Annotated in this window: 17 protein-coding genes; 4 read left to right on the forward strand and 13 right to left on the reverse strand. The window is 68.6% G+C overall.

Translation table 11 applies throughout. The annotated features are described in order from the left end of the window. Positions 1-6: 6 nt before the first annotated feature. From ACQPYH_RS38645 to groES, 3 genes are all read right to left on the reverse strand, one after another. Positions 7-465 carry an N-acetyltransferase family protein gene (locus ACQPYH_RS38645; RefSeq protein WP_432882062.1) on the reverse strand — a complete coding sequence of 153 codons (459 nt, stop codon included), beginning with the start codon at positions 463-465 and terminating at the stop codon, positions 7-9. Positions 466-527: 62 nt separating this feature from the next. After that, the gene (gene groL / locus ACQPYH_RS38650; protein ID WP_432882064.1) at positions 528-2,147 is read right to left on the reverse strand and encodes a chaperonin GroEL; all 1,620 of its coding nucleotides are present in this window, start codon (positions 2,145-2,147) and stop codon (positions 528-530) included. A gap of 164 nt (positions 2,148-2,311) precedes the next feature. After that, on the reverse strand, positions 2,312-2,608 hold the full coding sequence (gene groES, locus ACQPYH_RS38655) for a co-chaperone GroES (RefSeq protein ID WP_130384566.1): 297 nt from the start codon (positions 2,606-2,608) through the stop codon (positions 2,312-2,314). Positions 2,609-2,821: 213 nt separating this feature from the next. Here groES and ACQPYH_RS38660 point away from each other — a divergent pair, with 213 nt between their 5' ends. Genes ACQPYH_RS38660 through ACQPYH_RS38670 form a run of 3 tightly spaced genes read left to right on the forward strand, consistent with a single transcriptional unit; the run spans position 2,822 to position 5,379 of the window. Then, entirely contained in the window at positions 2,822-3,403 is a 582-nt protein-coding gene (locus ACQPYH_RS38660; RefSeq protein ID WP_432882068.1) for a peptidoglycan-binding domain-containing protein, read from the forward strand. Between the two features lie 22 nt (positions 3,404-3,425). Further along, complete coding sequence (locus ACQPYH_RS38665; RefSeq protein ID WP_432882070.1) at positions 3,426-4,592, forward strand: class I SAM-dependent methyltransferase; 1,167 nt, start codon at positions 3,426-3,428, stop codon at positions 4,590-4,592. Beyond that, positions 4,582-5,379, forward strand: coding sequence for a helix-turn-helix domain-containing protein (locus ACQPYH_RS38670; protein WP_432882073.1), 798 nt, complete (start codon positions 4,582-4,584; stop codon positions 5,377-5,379). The genes ACQPYH_RS38665 and ACQPYH_RS38670 overlap by 11 nt, the downstream gene beginning before the upstream one ends. Positions 5,380-5,573: 194 nt before the next feature. Here ACQPYH_RS38670 and ACQPYH_RS38675 read toward each other — a convergent pair whose 3' ends face one another. The 10 genes from ACQPYH_RS38675 to ACQPYH_RS38720 all read right to left on the reverse strand — a co-directional run bounded on the left by ACQPYH_RS38675 (position 5,574) and on the right by ACQPYH_RS38720 (position 14,182). Continuing rightward, complete coding sequence (locus ACQPYH_RS38675) at positions 5,574-6,287, reverse strand: alpha/beta hydrolase (protein WP_432882076.1); 714 nt, start codon at positions 6,285-6,287, stop codon at positions 5,574-5,576. Beyond that, complete coding sequence (locus ACQPYH_RS38680; RefSeq protein ID WP_432882079.1) at positions 6,284-6,730, reverse strand: GNAT family N-acetyltransferase; 447 nt, start codon at positions 6,728-6,730, stop codon at positions 6,284-6,286. Before ACQPYH_RS38680 ends, ACQPYH_RS38675 begins: the two co-directional genes overlap by 4 nt. Beyond that, positions 6,727-7,776 (reverse strand): tRNA (adenosine(37)-N6)-threonylcarbamoyltransferase complex transferase subunit TsaD, encoded by a 1,050-nt coding sequence (tsaD, locus tag ACQPYH_RS38685; RefSeq protein ID WP_432882082.1) that lies wholly within the window; start codon positions 7,774-7,776, stop codon positions 6,727-6,729. The genes ACQPYH_RS38680 and tsaD overlap by 4 nt, the downstream gene beginning before the upstream one ends. Further along, positions 7,769-8,218 (reverse strand): GNAT family N-acetyltransferase, encoded by a 450-nt coding sequence (locus ACQPYH_RS38690; protein WP_432882084.1) that lies wholly within the window; start codon positions 8,216-8,218, stop codon positions 7,769-7,771. The genes tsaD and ACQPYH_RS38690 overlap by 8 nt, the downstream gene beginning before the upstream one ends. Further along, positions 8,215-8,874 (reverse strand): tRNA (adenosine(37)-N6)-threonylcarbamoyltransferase complex dimerization subunit type 1 TsaB, encoded by a 660-nt coding sequence (gene tsaB, locus ACQPYH_RS38695; protein ID WP_432882087.1) that lies wholly within the window; start codon positions 8,872-8,874, stop codon positions 8,215-8,217. Before tsaB ends, ACQPYH_RS38690 begins: the two co-directional genes overlap by 4 nt. A 1-nt stretch (position 8,875) precedes the next feature. Further along, positions 8,876-9,802: a tRNA (adenosine(37)-N6)-threonylcarbamoyltransferase complex ATPase subunit type 1 TsaE gene (tsaE, locus tag ACQPYH_RS38700; protein WP_432882090.1), complete on the reverse strand. Its 927-nt coding sequence runs from the start codon at positions 9,800-9,802 to the stop codon at positions 8,876-8,878. Positions 9,803-9,965: 163 nt separating this feature from the next. Beyond that, on the reverse strand, positions 9,966-11,084 hold the full coding sequence (locus ACQPYH_RS38705) for an alpha/beta fold hydrolase (protein WP_432882093.1): 1,119 nt from the start codon (positions 11,082-11,084) through the stop codon (positions 9,966-9,968). Positions 11,085-11,091: 7 nt separating this feature from the next. Continuing rightward, on the reverse strand, positions 11,092-12,237 hold the full coding sequence (gene alr / locus ACQPYH_RS38710; RefSeq protein WP_432882096.1) for an alanine racemase: 1,146 nt from the start codon (positions 12,235-12,237) through the stop codon (positions 11,092-11,094). Between the two features lie 15 nt (positions 12,238-12,252). Beyond that, positions 12,253-12,894: an HAD family hydrolase gene (locus tag ACQPYH_RS38715; RefSeq protein WP_432882098.1), complete on the reverse strand. Its 642-nt coding sequence runs from the start codon at positions 12,892-12,894 to the stop codon at positions 12,253-12,255. Positions 12,895-12,961: 67 nt separating this feature from the next. Beyond that, entirely contained in the window at positions 12,962-14,182 is a 1,221-nt protein-coding gene (locus tag ACQPYH_RS38720) for a GH12 family glycosyl hydrolase domain-containing protein (protein ID WP_432882101.1), read from the reverse strand. 222 nt (positions 14,183-14,404) lie between these two features. Between ACQPYH_RS38720 and ACQPYH_RS38725 the strand changes: the two genes are divergently transcribed. Next, complete coding sequence (locus tag ACQPYH_RS38725; protein WP_432882104.1) at positions 14,405-15,181, forward strand: META domain-containing protein; 777 nt, start codon at positions 14,405-14,407, stop codon at positions 15,179-15,181. The last annotated feature ends 2 nt before the right edge of the window (positions 15,182-15,183 follow it).

The raw sequence follows: 15,183 nt of genomic DNA on the forward strand, positions 1-15,183 counted from the left end.
AACCTCTCACGTCGGTGCGGTGAACCGGATCAGCTCGGTCGCGTGGGCGCCGCCCCAGTCGATCGGAGTACGGCCGGTCTCCAGCCAGCCGGCGTTGCGGTAGAGGTGTACTGCGGCGCCGCGGTTGTCCACCACCTCGAGGGCCAGATCGCGGTTGGCCGCGGCCGCCGCGGTGACGCAGTGCTGGAGGAGTTGGCGGCCGATGCCGCGGCCAGTCGCCTTAGGATCGACGAAGAGGCGCTCGACTTCGGCGCCTGCCCCGGCGGCGGTGAGGACGACATGTCCGACCACCTGTTCGCCGTCGATCGCTACCCAGATGCCGAGGGCATCCTTCGGCGTCAACCACAGCTCCGGGTCCGCGGGCCAGTTGATCGGATAGCCGGCTCGCTCGTGGACGGCCCGGAGGATCTCGACGCACGCGGGCAGGTCTTCGTCACGACGCTCTCGAATCAGCACAGGCCACATACAAGCACCGCCCGGCAGGTGACCTGCCGGGCGGTGCTGTGTACTACGCGAACTGCGAGGAATCAGTGACCGTGGCCGTGGCCGTGACCGGCCGCCGCGGGCTCCTCGTCCTCGGGCTTGTCGACCACCAGCGTCTCGGTGGTCAGCAGCAGCGCGGCGATCGAGCCGGCGTTGGCGAGCGCGGACCGGGTCACCTTGACCGGGTCCAGCACACCGCTGCCGAGCAGGTCGCCGTACTCGCCGGAGGCCGCGTTGAAGCCGAAGCCCGGCTCCAGCTCGGACACCTTGGCAACGACGACGTAGCCCTCGTAGCCGCCGTTCTCGGCGATCCAGCGCAGCGGCTCGACGACCGCCTTGCGGACGATCCGGACACCGGTGGCCTCGTCACCGTCGAGCTCGAGGTCCTTGTCCAGCACAGTGGCCGCGTGCACGAGAGCGGAGCCGCCGCCGGCGACGATGCCCTCCTCGATCGCGGCCCGGGTCGCGGACACTGCGTCCTCGATCCGGTGCTTCTTCTCCTTCAGCTCGACCTCGGTGGCCGCGCCGACCTTGATCACGCAGACGCCGCCGGCCAGCTTGGCCAGCCGCTCCTGCAGCTTCTCGCGGTCCCAGTCGGAGTCGGTGCGCTCGATCTCGGCCTTGATCTGGTTGACCCGGCCTTCGATGTCCTCGCCCTTGCCGGCGCCCTCGACGACGGTCGTGTTGTCCTTGGTGACCACGATGCGGCGCGCCGTACCGAGCACCTCCAGACCGACCTGGTCGAGCTTGAGGCCGACCTCCGGAGCCACGACCTGCGCGCCGGTGAGCGCGGCCAGGTCCTCCAGCATCGCCTTGCGGCGGTCACCGAAGCCCGGCGCCTTGACGGCGACCGAGGTGAAGTTGCCGCGGATCTTGTTCACCACGAGGGTGGACAGCGCCTCGGCGTCGACGTCCTCGGCGATGATCAGCAGCGTCTTGCCGGACTGCACGACCTTCTCCAGCAGCGGCAGCAGGTCCGCGATCGCGGAGATCTTGCCCTGGTGGATCAGGATGTACGGGTCCTCCAGCACCGCTTCGCCGGCCTCGGCGTCGGTGATGAAGTACGGCGAGATGTAGCCCTTGTCGAACTGCATGCCCTCGGTGAACTCGAGCTCGGTCCCGAAGGTGTTCGACTCCTCGACGGTGATCACACCGTCCTTGCCGACCTTGTCGAACGCGTCAGCGATCAGCGTGCCGATCTCGGCGTCGCGCGCGGAGATCGTCGCGACGTGGGCCATGTCGCCCTTGTCGTCGACGGTGCGGGCAGTGTCGACCAGCTTGGCGGAGATGGCCTCGACGGCCGCCTCGATGCCGCGCTTGAGGCCCACCGGGTTGGCGCCGGCGGCGACCGCCCGCAGGCCCTCGTGCACCAGTGCCTGCGCCAGCACCGTCGCGGTGGTGGTGCCGTCACCGGCGATGTCGTTGGTCTTGGTCGCGACCTCCTTGGCCAGCTGCGCGCCAAGGTTCTCGAACGGGTCGTCCAGCTCGACCTCACGGGCGACGGTGACACCGTCGTTGGTGATGGTCGGGGCGCCCCACTTCTTGTCCAGGACGACGTAGCGGCCCTTCGGGCCCAGCGTCACCTTCACCGTGTTCGCGAGCTTGTCGACGCCGCGCTCCAGCGCGCGCCGAGCGTTCTCGTCGAACTCGAGGATCTTCGGCATGAAAAATCCAGTCCCTCTCTGAAATCGCTAAATCGTTGCAGGCTCGAACCATCGCTGTGCAGTAGGCGAACCCGCCCCACCGCCCCGGTCAGGCCCAACACCGACTCCGCCCCGGCGCCGGTAGGGGCACCAGGGCGGTGTCGGTCAGGAACAGCGAGCGGTCGTCACTTGCTGACGACTGCGAGGATGTCGCGGGCGCCCAGGATCAGGTAGTCCTGGCCGTCGTACTTGACCTCGGTGCCGCCGTACTTGGAGTAGATGACCTTGTCGCCGACGGCGACGTCCAGCGGGACGCGGTTGCCGTTGTCGTCGATCCGGCCGGGGCCGACGGCGAGGATCTCGCCCTCCTGGGGCTTCTCCTTGGCGGTGTCCGGGATCACCAGGCCGGACTTCGTGGTCTGCTCGGCTTCGAGCGGCGCGACGAGGACGCGGTCCTCGAGCGGCTTGATCGTGACCGACACTTGCTGACCTCCACGGTCGATTTGCTTGGCTGCGTTCATGGTGGTCGCGCTCCCCTGCCGTCGCGGGGGTCAAGGGCCGGACCGCTGGCACCCTCGCATCGAGAGTGCCAACACCGAATCTAGGCCGCGATTAGCACTCGGTCAACTCGAGTGCCAAAGGATTCTCACGCTGAGACGTAGGAACCGGTGACCATGCAGGTACAGAATGTGGTCATGGCTCTGCCCAAGCTGTCCGGCCGGACGATCGCGCTCCTGGCCGCCGTCGCCGCGGTCGCGGTCGGAGCCGTCGCCGCCAGCGCGTCGAAGCACGAGTCACCGGCCGCCGCCGCACCCGCCGCCGCTCCGGCACCGAAGCCTTCGACCGACCAGGATGTCTCCCACGACGCCACCGCCGCCGAGTTGAAGGCAGCCGCCGCCCTACCGCAGTGCCGATCCGCCCAGCTCGTCCCGGTCAACCGCAGCTGGGGCATCCCGATGCCGTCGATCTACGCCAGCATGAGCACCACCTGCAACCTCATGTACGGCGACGACCCGTACCGCGGCTCCAACCGGTACGGCGACCCGGACACCGCCATCCAGGTCCTCCAGCGCAACCTGAACTTCTGCTACGGCACCAAGCTCGCTGTCGATGGCATTTACGGCAGCAATACCCGCGCGGTGATCAAGCAGGTCCAGCGCAAGCACCACCTGGTCGTTGACGGCATCTACGGCCCGAAGACCCGCTCCGCGATGAACTGGCGGCTCTACTCGATGGCAACGCGAAGCTGGAGCAGGAGCTGTTCCAGCCCCCTCTAGGGCACGCCCTAAAGTTGCGCGGGTGACAGTCACGGCGTTGCTCGACGGGCCGGGTGCGGAGGTGCTCGCGGCGGCGTGTGCGGAGTACGAGCCTGGGCGTGAGCTCCAGTTGGTCGAGAAGCTTCGGCGCCGGTACGACGCGACGCTGGTCACCACTGCAGTCACGCAGGCCGCGCTGCGGCACCGGGCGGTGACCAAGTTCGGTGCGGACGCCGAGCACATGTACTTCACCCCGGACGGTCTGGAGCAGGCCACGCGGACCACAGTCGGCACCCATCGCGCCGTACGCCTCGCAGCCACCATGCCGGGCGCCAGCGTGGTGGACCTTGGCTGCGGGATCGGCGGCGATCTCATCAGCGCCGCACGCGCCGGCCTCCGGGTAACAGGTGTCGAGCGTGACCCCGAGACCGCAGCTACCGCTCGCGCCAACCTGGCCGCGCTCGGACTGGCCGGCGAAGTACTAGTAGGCGAAGCCGAGTCGACCGACCTCACGCCGTACGACGTGGTGTTCGCGGACCCGGCCCGGCGAGCGGACGGGCGGCGGGTGTTCGACCACAACGCCTACTCGCCGCCGTGGACTTTCGTACTGGAGCTACTGCAACGCACCGCCTGCGTGAAGGTGGCGCCCGGCATCCCGCACGACGCGATCCCCGCTGGTGTGGAGGCGGAGTGGATCAGTGACTCCGGCGAGGTGAAAGAGGCCGCACTGTGGTCCGGCCAGCTCTATGGAGGTACGCCGCGCCGCGCGACCCTCCTGCCCAGCGAGGCCACCGTCTCGGACGCACCGGAGGCGGAGGACGGTCCGGTCGGTCAGTACATCTACGAGCCCGATGGTGCGGTCGTGCGAGCCGGTCTGGTCACTGCGGTCGCTGCGGCGGTGGATGGTTGGCTGCTGGATCCGCGCATCGCTTACGTCACTGCAGCGAAGTACGTCGCGACTCCGCTGGCCTCGGCGTACGAGGTGGTGGAAGAGCTGCCCTACAAGGAGAAGGCGCTGCGCTCGTGGGTGCGTAGCCAGGACATCGGGACGCTGGAGATCAAGAAGCGCGGTGTGGACCTGGACCCCGCCCAACTGCGGAAGAAGCTCGCCCCGAAGGGTTCGGCGTCCGCGACGCTGATCATCACCCGCATCGGGCGGGACGCGGTCGCCTACTCCTGTCGCAGACTGGCCGACCGCCATGGCCGATGACACCCAACCGCTCCGGTCAGAACTCTTTCCTTCTGCGGGCGCGCACGAGTGGGCCTCCGGCGGCACCAGCTCGATGCAGACCCACGAGGAAGGGCATCTGGTGTACGCGGCCCGCGGCGTGCTGTCCGTCCACACCGAGCGGGGTACGTCGATCGTCCCCGCCAACCGAGTCGCTTGGACGCCGGCTGGGTTCACGCACCAGCACCGCGCCCACGGCGAGACCGACATGCGAATCGTCTTCCTATCCCGCGCACTCGCCCGGCACGTCCCGGACCGCCCTGCCGTGTTCCTGGCCTCCGGCCTGGCCCGCGAGGTACTGCTCGCCCTCACCAGCCGCCAGCTCGACGACGACGCTCGCGCCCGCCTCCAGCGAGTCCTCGTCGACGAGCTCCACGAAGCGACCGAGCAGCCACTCCAACTACCGGAGCCACGCGACGACCGCCTGCGCACGATCGCTCAGCACCTCCGCGAGAACCCGGCGGACAACACCTCACTGGCCGAGCTGGGACGCAAGGCCGGCGCGGGTGCCCGCACCCTCAGCCGCCTGTTCCGCGACGAACTCGGCATGACGTACTACGAATGGCGCACGCAGCTGCGGATCTACCACGCCCTCGTCCTACTCGCGGACGGCCACGACACGACGTACGTCGCGCATGCCTGCGGCTGGGCGAACCCGAGCGGCTTCATCGCGGCGTTCGCGGCCGTCGTCGGAACGACTCCGGGACGCCACTTGCGTTCGACGCATATTCGAACATATGATCGATCTCGCGAGCGGGTCTCCGGGTGACAAGCCGGCGGGCGAGGTGCTGCGTCTGCTGCTGCACTCACCCGGAGGCCCGCCACTAACTGCTACAACGTGTTCAGCAGGGATTCACCTGGGTGAGGGAGGCTGGCATGAGAACCGGTTGGCCGCTGACCGTTCGCCTGGGGAGCAAGCGGTGCGCGTTACCCCCGGGCCTCTGTCACCACGCCCGCTGCGAACTATCGCGCCACGCGGAAGCGTTCCTTCACCGGCAGCCGGAGCCGCGCCAGCGCAATCCCGCCGATCGCCGACGCCACCTGGGCGCCGACCTCCGGCAACTGCTCGGTGCCACCGCCGGTCGGCGTCTGCCTGACGAAGTCGGCCACCAAGCGATCCCAGTCCTTCGGGCGCCGCAGCATCGCATGTCCTTCGCCCACGAGCGAATACGTCCTCACCGCCGCCCCGGCAGCCCGTAGCCTCTCCGCGTACGCCGTGGTGCCGGCCGGATCGGTGATCGTGTCGTCGGTGCCGTGCACGAACGTGACGGGCGCCCGCACCGCGACGAGCGGTTCGCCGGCCGGCAGCCACGGGGCCAGCGCGAGCACACCGGCAACCCGCGGATGATCGCCGGCGGCGACAACCGCACGCCCACCCATGGAATGCCCGATCAGAAACACCCTTGAGATCACGGGCGGCAGCTCGTCCAGGACGGTCCGCAGATCAGCCGCAGCGTCACCGCCGTCGTTCCATCCCCGGAAGCGGTACCTCAGGAACCCGACGCCGGCGTCCGGTGCGGCCGACCTCGCGACCGCCGCGAAGGGCCACATCCGCAGCAGCGCCGGCCGCCACAGGTGCGGGTCGGCGCGTGAATGTTCCTGCCCACCGTGTGCAAGCAGCACCAGGTCGGTCGCCCCTGCCGGATGCCGGACGAGATCGACACCCGGACGCCTCACGGCTGGGTGTACAGCTCGGTCGGATCCTGGCGGATGGCCATCATCCGGCCCGGCACCGTCTCGGTGAAGCCGTACGAACGGTAGAGCTCGTGTGCGTCAGCAGTCGCCAGCAGCACCTGCCGCAGGCCCTTCAGCTCCGGATGGTCGAGCAAGGTCGAGACGACGAACCGTCCCAGACCGTGCCCGCGGTGCGACTCCAGGACGAACACATCGGCTAGCCACGCGAACGTGGCCCGGTCCGTCACCATTCGCGCGTACGCGACCATCGCTCCGTCCGCGTCGTACACCCCGAGGTTCAAGGAGCCCGCGATCGCCTTCTCCACGATATCGCGCGGGATCCCGGCCGACCAGTACGACGTACTCAGGAAGCCTTGCACCACGCCGGCGTCGATGCGCTCCGCGTCGTCATCCGCCTCGAAGCCGTCCGCCCCGGTCCACTTCACTTGTTGAGCACCTCCGTGATCGGCATCGACGAGTCGGCCGGAAGATCCAGGGGCGACGGCGCCTTTCCGGCCCGGACGAGCTCCGAGCCCAGCGCGGCGACCATCGCACCGTTGTCGGTGCACAGCCCCGGCCGCGGCACCCGTACGGCGATACCCGCCGCGGACGCGCGCTCCTCGGCCATCACCCGGAGCCGCGAGTTCGCCGCGACACCACCACCGATCAGCAGGTGCTCGAAGCCGCGGTCCTTGCACGCGTCGATCGCCTTGCGGGTCAGCACGTCGCAGACCGCCTCCTGGAAGGCCGCCGCGACATGGTTCACCGGCACGTCCTCACCGTCCCGGCGCCGCGCCTCGACCCAGCGCGCGACCGCGGTCTTCAAACCGGAGAACGAGAAGTCGAACCGGTGCCGCTCGAGATCGCGCTGCGACGTCAGCCCGCGCGGGAAGGTCACGTACAACCTGTCCCCGCCGTCCCGCGCCGCCTTGTCGATGTACGGGCCGCCGGGGAACGGCAGCCCGAGCACGCGCGCGACCTTGTCGAACGCCTCACCCGCAGCGTCGTCGATCGTGCTGCCCATCGGCTCGACGCCGTCGGTGATGTCCTCGACCGACAGCAGCGACGAGTGTCCGCCGGACACCAGCATCGCGACGCAGCCCTTCGGCAGATCACCGTGCTCCAGCGTGTCGACGGCGACGTGGGCCGCCAGGTGGTTCACGCCGTACAGCGGCTTGTCGAGCGACAGCGCCAAACCCTTGGCAGCGGCGACTCCGACCAACAGCGCGCCGGCAAGACCGGGCCCGCTGGTCACCGCGACCGCGTCGACGTCGGTCGGCTTGATGCCGGCCGTCTCGCACGCCCGCCGGATCGTCGGCACCATCGCCTCGAGATGCGCGCGACTGGCCACCTCCGGTACGACGCCGCCGAACCTGGCGTGCTCCTCGACACTCGACGCGATCGCGTCGGCGAGCAGCGTCTGCCCGCGCACGATCCCGACGCCGGTCTCGTCGCACGACGTCTCGATCCCCAGGATCAGGGGCTCACTCATCGATCCTCCACCGCATGATCACCGCATCCTCGCCGTCACCGTAGTACCCACGCCGCCGGCTGATCTCCTCGAACCCGAAGCCCGCGTACAGACCCCGCGCCGATTCATTGCTCAAGGCAACTTCCAGTAGAACCGTCCGGCCCGCACACCGGTCCAGGGCCGCCGTCATCAGCTGGCCGCCGATCCCGGTCCGCCGCTCGTCCGGGGCGACCGCGATCCGCAGTACCTCGACCACGTCCTCGACCACCGGCGGCAACAGCAGTACGACGTACCCGACGACAGCACCTTCGTCCGCGACCAGGATCACCCGGTCCTCGGACTGCCGCTCGAACTCGTCCGACCAGCCGACCGTACTCCAGGCCTGCGGCCCGAAGCACAGCTCGTCCAACGCGACCAGCGCGGGTTGATCGTCCGCGCGAGCCGCTCTGATCGCAGGTCTCACAGCACGCTCTTGGGCCCGGCCGACATGGTCACGTCCGGCCGGCGCAGGTACAGCGGATCCGGAGCCACAACCTCGAGCGTCCGAGTCGCCACGCCGGTCGCGAGCACCTCGGCCGACGGGTACTCCGCAACGTCGGCATCGGCCACGCCCAGCACGTCGGCGTACAGCGCTGCTCCGCGACCGATCACCGGCAGACCGGACAGCACATGCGCGACCTCGGCCGGCTTGTCGACCGCGGGTCCCTCCAGCCGACGACGACTGCCGTCCGCGGCCGGGCCGTCGTACAGCGCCCAGTAGATCTCCTTGCGCCGCGCGTCCGTCGCAACCGCGACAGGCAACGTCAGCGACGACTGCCGCGCGACGACGTCGAGGCTGCAGACGCCGGAGACCTCGATCCCCAGCGCCTCACCCATCGTCCGCGCGGTGACCAGCCCGACCCGCAGCCCGGTGAACGGGCCAGGGCCGACGCCGACCGCGATGCCGGTCAGGTCGCGAGGTGTGACGCCCGCAGATTCCAGCGCCGCTGCGATTGCAGGCGCGAGCAACTCGCCATGGCGCAGCGCGTCCACTGTCGTCGACGAGGCAACGACCTCGCCCGTCGGCGTGGCCAGTGCGACCGTCACTGCGGCGCTCGAGGTGTCGAAGGCAAGCAACATGTCAGTTCTTCTCCAGTACAGACACCCGTACGCCGGACGCCGCCCAGCGCGAGCCCACCGCCGTGATCCGCAGCGCTCGCGTCTCGTCGGTGTCGTCGTCGCCACGGGTGATCACGATCTCGATGCGGTCCTGCGCCAACGACTCGGCGATGCCGTGGCCCCATTCGACCACCGTGACCGCATCCTCCAGACTCGCGTCCAGATCAAGGTCGTCCAGCTCCGCGAATCCACCGAGCCGGTAAGCGTCAACGTGCACCAAAGCAGGCCCGCCAGACAATGAGGGGTGCACCCGCGAGATGACGAAGGTCGGCGACGTCACAGCGCCCCGCACCTTCAGTCCGGCACCAAGTCCCTGGGTGAACGTCGTCTTGCCCGCTCCCAGATCGCCGGACAGCACGAGCAGGTCGCCTGCCCGGAGCTGACCGGCCAACTCTTCGGCGATCGCCCGCATGTCCTCGGCAGTCGGAACCGTCAGCTCGACCGGCAAAGCCTTCGCATAGATCAGGTTCTGCGCTTGCTGGTCGACCACGGAGTACCCGCGGCGCCGCCAGAACTCGACGGTGTCCGGCAGTTCGACGCGCGCGATCAGGTTCACCCGACTGAGCCCACGCCGTACGGCGACCTCCTCGGCGCAGCCGACCATCGCCGAGGCGACACCACGGGCCTGGCTGCGCGGGTCCACGGAGACGCGGCGCAAGTTGAGGACGTCGCCGATCTGCTCGAACAGCATCGCGCCCACCGGGGCGCCGTCGATCAGCACCAGCAACCCACCGTGCTCGGCAACGGCCGCGGCAACGGTGGTCGCGTTCTCGGACAGCGCCGTCGACGGCGGGTCGAGCACCCGCCGCGCAGAGAAGGCGTGATGGATCACGGTCACGATGTCGTCGACGTGTTCGGCTGTGGCGTCGACGACGTGCAAGTCGGTCATACAGGTCCTAGGGGGTGTCTGATGGGTTCACGCCGTAGCGAGGAGGTGCTCGGTGCGGTGCATCGGCGTGCGGGGGCGAAGGTCTCGATGCGGGTTTCATCGTGGCCTTCGCACCCGTGCGGCGAGGTGCCGTGCCGAGCACCCCGCAGTAGGCGTGAACCCATCAGACACCCCCCAGGGATTGTTCGGCTCTCTCGATCATCCCAAGGAGGGCTGCGGTGAATTCACGGTGGTGCTCGATCAGGCCCAGGTGGCCGCAGTTCTTCACCTCGACGAGCTCGGCGCCGGGCACCCGGCGGACGATCTCCTCGGCATGCGCGAACGGCGTCAGATGGTCCTTGTCGCCGCCGATCACCACGCACTCGACCTTCTGCAGCGGCTCGAGGGAGTCGAACTTGTCGTGCAGCGCGAAGATCGGGTAGAACTCCGCGATCACCTCGATCGGCGTCGCCGCGATCATCTCGTTGACGAACTCGGTGAACGCCGGCGGCACCTCGGAGCCGAACGAGTACTTCCGGGTCAGCAGGTAGCTGATGTCCGAGCCGGCCTTCCGGCTGCGCTCGACCACATCGGGGATCCGCGCCAGGGCGGCGACCGTCGGCGTCGCAAGGGATCGCGCGAGCATGCCGAGCTTGCCCGGGAACACGATCGGTACGCCGTCCAGCCCGCCCGCGCTGGTCGAGCACAGGCCGACGCCGATCACCCGGTCGCCGAAGAGCTCCGGGTGCTGCTCGGCCAGCGCCATGATCGTCATGCCGCCCATCGAGTGACCGATCAGGATCACCGGACCGGTCGGCGCGAACCGCTCGATGATCCCGTACAGATCCATGCCGAGCTGCTCGATGCTGACGTGCGACTTCGGCGACCGCCCGGACCGGCCGTGCGAGCGCTGGTCGTAGAACACCATCGTGCCGATGCCGGCCAGGTCACGGCGCTCGAAGTGCCAGGCGTCCATGTTCAGCCCGTAGCCGTGCGCGAAGATCACCGTTAGGTCCTCGGGCGGCAGGGGTAGCTTCCGGCCGAGTCTGCGCTTGGGCGGCGGAGCGGGTCGCCGGGATCGCTTCAGCTCGTCCACTTCGACGTACAGCTCGACGCCGTCGTCAGCGGTGAAGATGTGCGCCGTACCGCGCTGCGACCCGAACGGCTCAGCCTCGAGTTGCTGGCGCTGGCCCGATCGCCGACCGATGACTGTGCGCTCGACCGCGACTCCCGCGGCAGCGCCCGCTGCCAGCACTCCGACCGCGGCTCCGATGAGACCGGCGGTCCGCCCTGCTTTGGACACAGCCGATCTACCTTTCGCTGTCGACGTACCTGCGCGGGATCCGGGCGCCCAGGCGGGTGACGATCTCGTAGTTGATGGTGCCGGCCGCGTCGGCCCAGTCGTCCGCCGTCGGCTCGCCCGACGTACCCGAGCCGAACAGCACGACCTCGTCGCCCGCGGCAGCCTCGTCGTCCTCGAGGTTGACCACGCACTGATCCATACAGATCCGGCCGACGACAGTACGACGCCGGCCGCCGGCCTGGACCGGGGCCCCGTTCGACGCGTGTCGCGGCAGACCGTCGCCGTACCCGAGCGGGATCAGGCCGAGCGTCGACGGACGCGGCGCGGTCCAGGTCAGGCCGTACGAGACACCCGCACCGGACGGCACGCGCTTGACCATCGCGAGCCGCGCCTTCAGCGTCATCGCCGGCTTCAACCCGAGCTCGGACGACGGCAGCGCATGCCCGAACGGCGACAGGCCGTACGTCGCCACGCCCGGCCGGACCAGATTGAAGTGCGTCTCCGGCAGCGCGAGCGTCGCACCCGAGTTCGCCAGGTGCTTGAACTCGGCGTCGATGCCGAACGACTCCGCGACCTCGACCGCCTCGGTGAAGGTCGCCAGCTGGGACTCGTTCACCGGGCTCTTGGGCTCGTCGGACGATGCCAGATGCGACCAGATTCCCTTGACCTCGATCCGCCCGGCCGCCTGCTCGCGCACCGCAGCCCGGATCAACGCCGGCCACTCCTCCGGTACGGCGCCACCGCGCGACATGCCGGTGTCGATTTTGAGGTGCACGCGGGCGGGCCGATCCGTCACCCCCGCCGCCAGCTCGTCGATCTCCCACGGCGCCCCAGCGGACAGGTCGATGCCGGCGTCGATCGCGTCGGTCAGCGGCTCGCCCGGCGTGGTCAGCCAGCAGAAGATCGGTCCGGTGTCACCGGCCTCGCGCAGCGCGAGTGCCTCCTCGAGCACCGCGGCGCCGATCCAGCCGGCGCCGGCCTCGCGGGCAGCGCGTGCGACCTGCACCATCCCGTGCCCGTAGCCGTCGGCCTTGACCACAGTCATCACCTGCGCGCCCTCGGCACGGGCACGCAACGTGGTCACGTTGTGGCGGATCGCAGCGAGATCGACGACCGCCTCAGCGCGAACCGGACGTGACTGAGGAGTAGACATGGTTGGTCCAGTGTCTCAGGCGGCGTGGATCAGGTCGGCGAGGGCCGTCATGTTGTGGAAAACCGTATCCGCATCGGAAAGTTTCGCCGGGTCCGTCATGCCTGCGTACCCGAATACCTTCATACCGGCCGCGACGGCTGCCGCGACGCCGAGCGGGCTGTCCTCGATCACCAGGCAGTCGGCCGGCTTCACACCCATCGAACCGGCGGCGTGCAGGAACAGATCCGGCGCGGGCTTGCCGTGCGCAACGTCCTCGGCGCTGAAGATCCGCCCCTCGAAGCGGTGCAGGAACCCGACCGCGGTCAACGCCGTACGGATCCGCTGATGGGTGCCGGAGGAGGCCAGGCAATACGTGATGCCGCGGGCGTCCAGGTGATCGAGGACAGCCTCAACGCCCTCGATCGCCTGGAGCTGGGCGAATCCCTCGAAGAGCCGCTGGTGGTACCGGTCCTCGAGATCCGCCGGCAGCGGGTGCCCCAACTGCGCCTCGGTCTTCTGCCGCATCGAGGCCATCGAGCCGCCCATGAAGTCCCGCACGGTTTCCTCGAAGGTGTACGGCAGCCCCGCCTCGGTCAGCAGCTCGGCCAAGATCGTGTTGGCCAGCCGTTCGGAGTCCACCAGCACACCGTCGTTGTCGAAAATCACGAGTCCGATCACACCGGAAACCCTAAGCGGCCACTGCTGAGTGCAGTGGCCGCCGGGGTACGTGAGAGCTATCTGGGGGTCAGTTCTCCTGGATGGAGAAGTCGGTGAAGTTGAAGCGCTGCTTGGTGTTGCCGGTCGAGACGACCTCGACGCCGAAGTCGACCTGCCAGGTGGTCTGCTTCGGGGCCCAGCCGCGCTTCGCCATGTCGTTGAAGAAGCTGGCCAGCGGCATCGTGCCGGACTTCTGCGTTACCTGGGACACGTACGCGGTGTAGCCGTTCTCGTGCCAGACGTCGTACGTGAAGCCGCCGAAGGTCACGGTGCCAATCTTGTCGCCGGCCGGGACCTGCTTGGAGTTGTCGGTCCAGATCATCAGCTCGTTGTTCAGGCCGTCGCCGATCCAGGCGTCGAACGCGACGTTGTAGATGCAGGCGGAGCAGTTGGCCGGCGTGGTGGCCGCGAACTTGGCCGACTGGATCTTCGACAGCGGTACGTCGTTGTAGTCCTTGTGCACGTTCGGGTACGCCTGAACACCCTTGTCGCCGGGCAGCGGCTGGGTCACGTCGAGGAACCAGTTGTTGTAGTTACAGGCGCTCAGCGTGTAGGTGCCGTTGTCGTTGTTCCACATGTTGTTGTGGACGTAGTACGCACCGAACGTCCGGCCGTCACCCTGGTTGTTCGTCGAGGTGGTGACGAACGACGGGTTGGTGCAGGTCGCGCTCGGGCTGCCGGTCGACGTGGGCGTCGTCGTGGTCGGCGGGGACGTCGGAGGGGTCGACGTGGTCGGGGGCTTGGTCGGGGTCGACGACGTGGTGTGCGTCGGCGTCGCCGTGGGAGTGGTCGTTGCCGGCGGCTTCGTCGGCGTCGACGTGGAGGTCGGCGTCGGCGTGGTCGGCTGCGCCGGTACGGCGGCGAAGTCGTAGTGAACCGTGTACGTCAGCTTGGTGCCGGCGCGGTACTTGTTGCCGTCGTACCGCACGGCGCGCAGCCGGTAGCTCTTGTCGGTGGTGCGGCTCGGGTCGATCGACACCATCGCGGGACCGGAAGCGGTCGCGGTGATCGCGACCGGCTTCTGGCTGAAACCGTGCAGGACGGTGCAGCCGGAGTACGCGTCGATGACGCAGGTTTCGACGCGTCCGACGTTCGGGAGGGCAGTTACCGTGCTGTCCGCTGCGTTCGCAGTCGAGACCGGCGAGTCCTTGGCCGCATGGACGACGATCGGCGCGGCCACGAGCGCACCGACTGCAAGGACCACCGCCGGGACGAGCTTGCGACTCCGGGCAGTTCGGGTGGGGGGCATGCGAAGAGATCCTTTGTTTGCTCGACGGGTCGCCCTGTTGCCCCAGAACCTCAGCGCGGCCCTCAACTGTTCGATTGAATCCCCAGAAGGGCCGGTTTGTCCGGCCTTGTCGTGCTATTCGCTCTCGCGTACGGCGGTGACGTTATCGAACCGTGATCAGGCCTGCCAACCCTGGGTACCGATTTAACGCAACGCGAACGTGCGCGGTGACGTCCTCTGGGTGTGAACAAACGGATGATCGCTCTGGCCGGAACCGTGCTTCTGCTGGCGGGCTGTGGCCAGAACACAGCCACCGATTCCGGCGCCTCGCCGGTCGGCAAGACGTTCCTCTCCACCTCGGTCACCGAGGACGGGAAGCCGAAGCAGCTCGCTCCGAAAACGCGCGTCCGGCTGCAGTTCACCGACGACGGGCGGCTGGTCGCGGACGCCGGCTGCAACTCGATGCAGACCGACGTGTCGACCAAGGACGGCAAGCTCACGCTCAGCGGCGAGCTGGTATCGACCGCGATGGGTTGCCCCGGTCCGCAGCAAGGCCAGGACCAGTGGCTGGCCGGCATCATCAGTGCGAAGCCGACGTGGAAGCTGGACGGCAACAAGCTCGATCTCGCCACGGGCAGTACGACGATCTTCCTGACCGACCGGGAGATCGCCGAGCCCGACCTCGCCGTCGACGGCACCAAGTGGGCGCTGTCCTCGGTGATCACCGGCGAGGCAGCTTCGCACCAGGCCGGATCCGAGAAGGCGTGGATGACTCTGAACGGCGAGCGTGTTACCGGTTCAACCGGTTGCAACGACTTCCAGGGCACGGTCGCGCGGTCCACCGGCAAACTCACCTTCGGCGAACTCGCCACCACGCGCCGGGCCTGCGCCGGCGAGCCCGCGGCACTGGAATCCCAACTGCTGAAGGGATTGAAGGGCGAGGTGACGTACGAGGTCGACGGCTCGACACTGAAGCTGCGCTTCTCCGGCGGCGGCCTGGACTTCACGGCGGCACGCTGAGG

The organism is Kribbella sp. CA-245084 (assembly GCF_050942355.1).
Lineage (GTDB): Bacteria > Actinomycetota > Actinomycetes > Propionibacteriales > Kribbellaceae > Kribbella.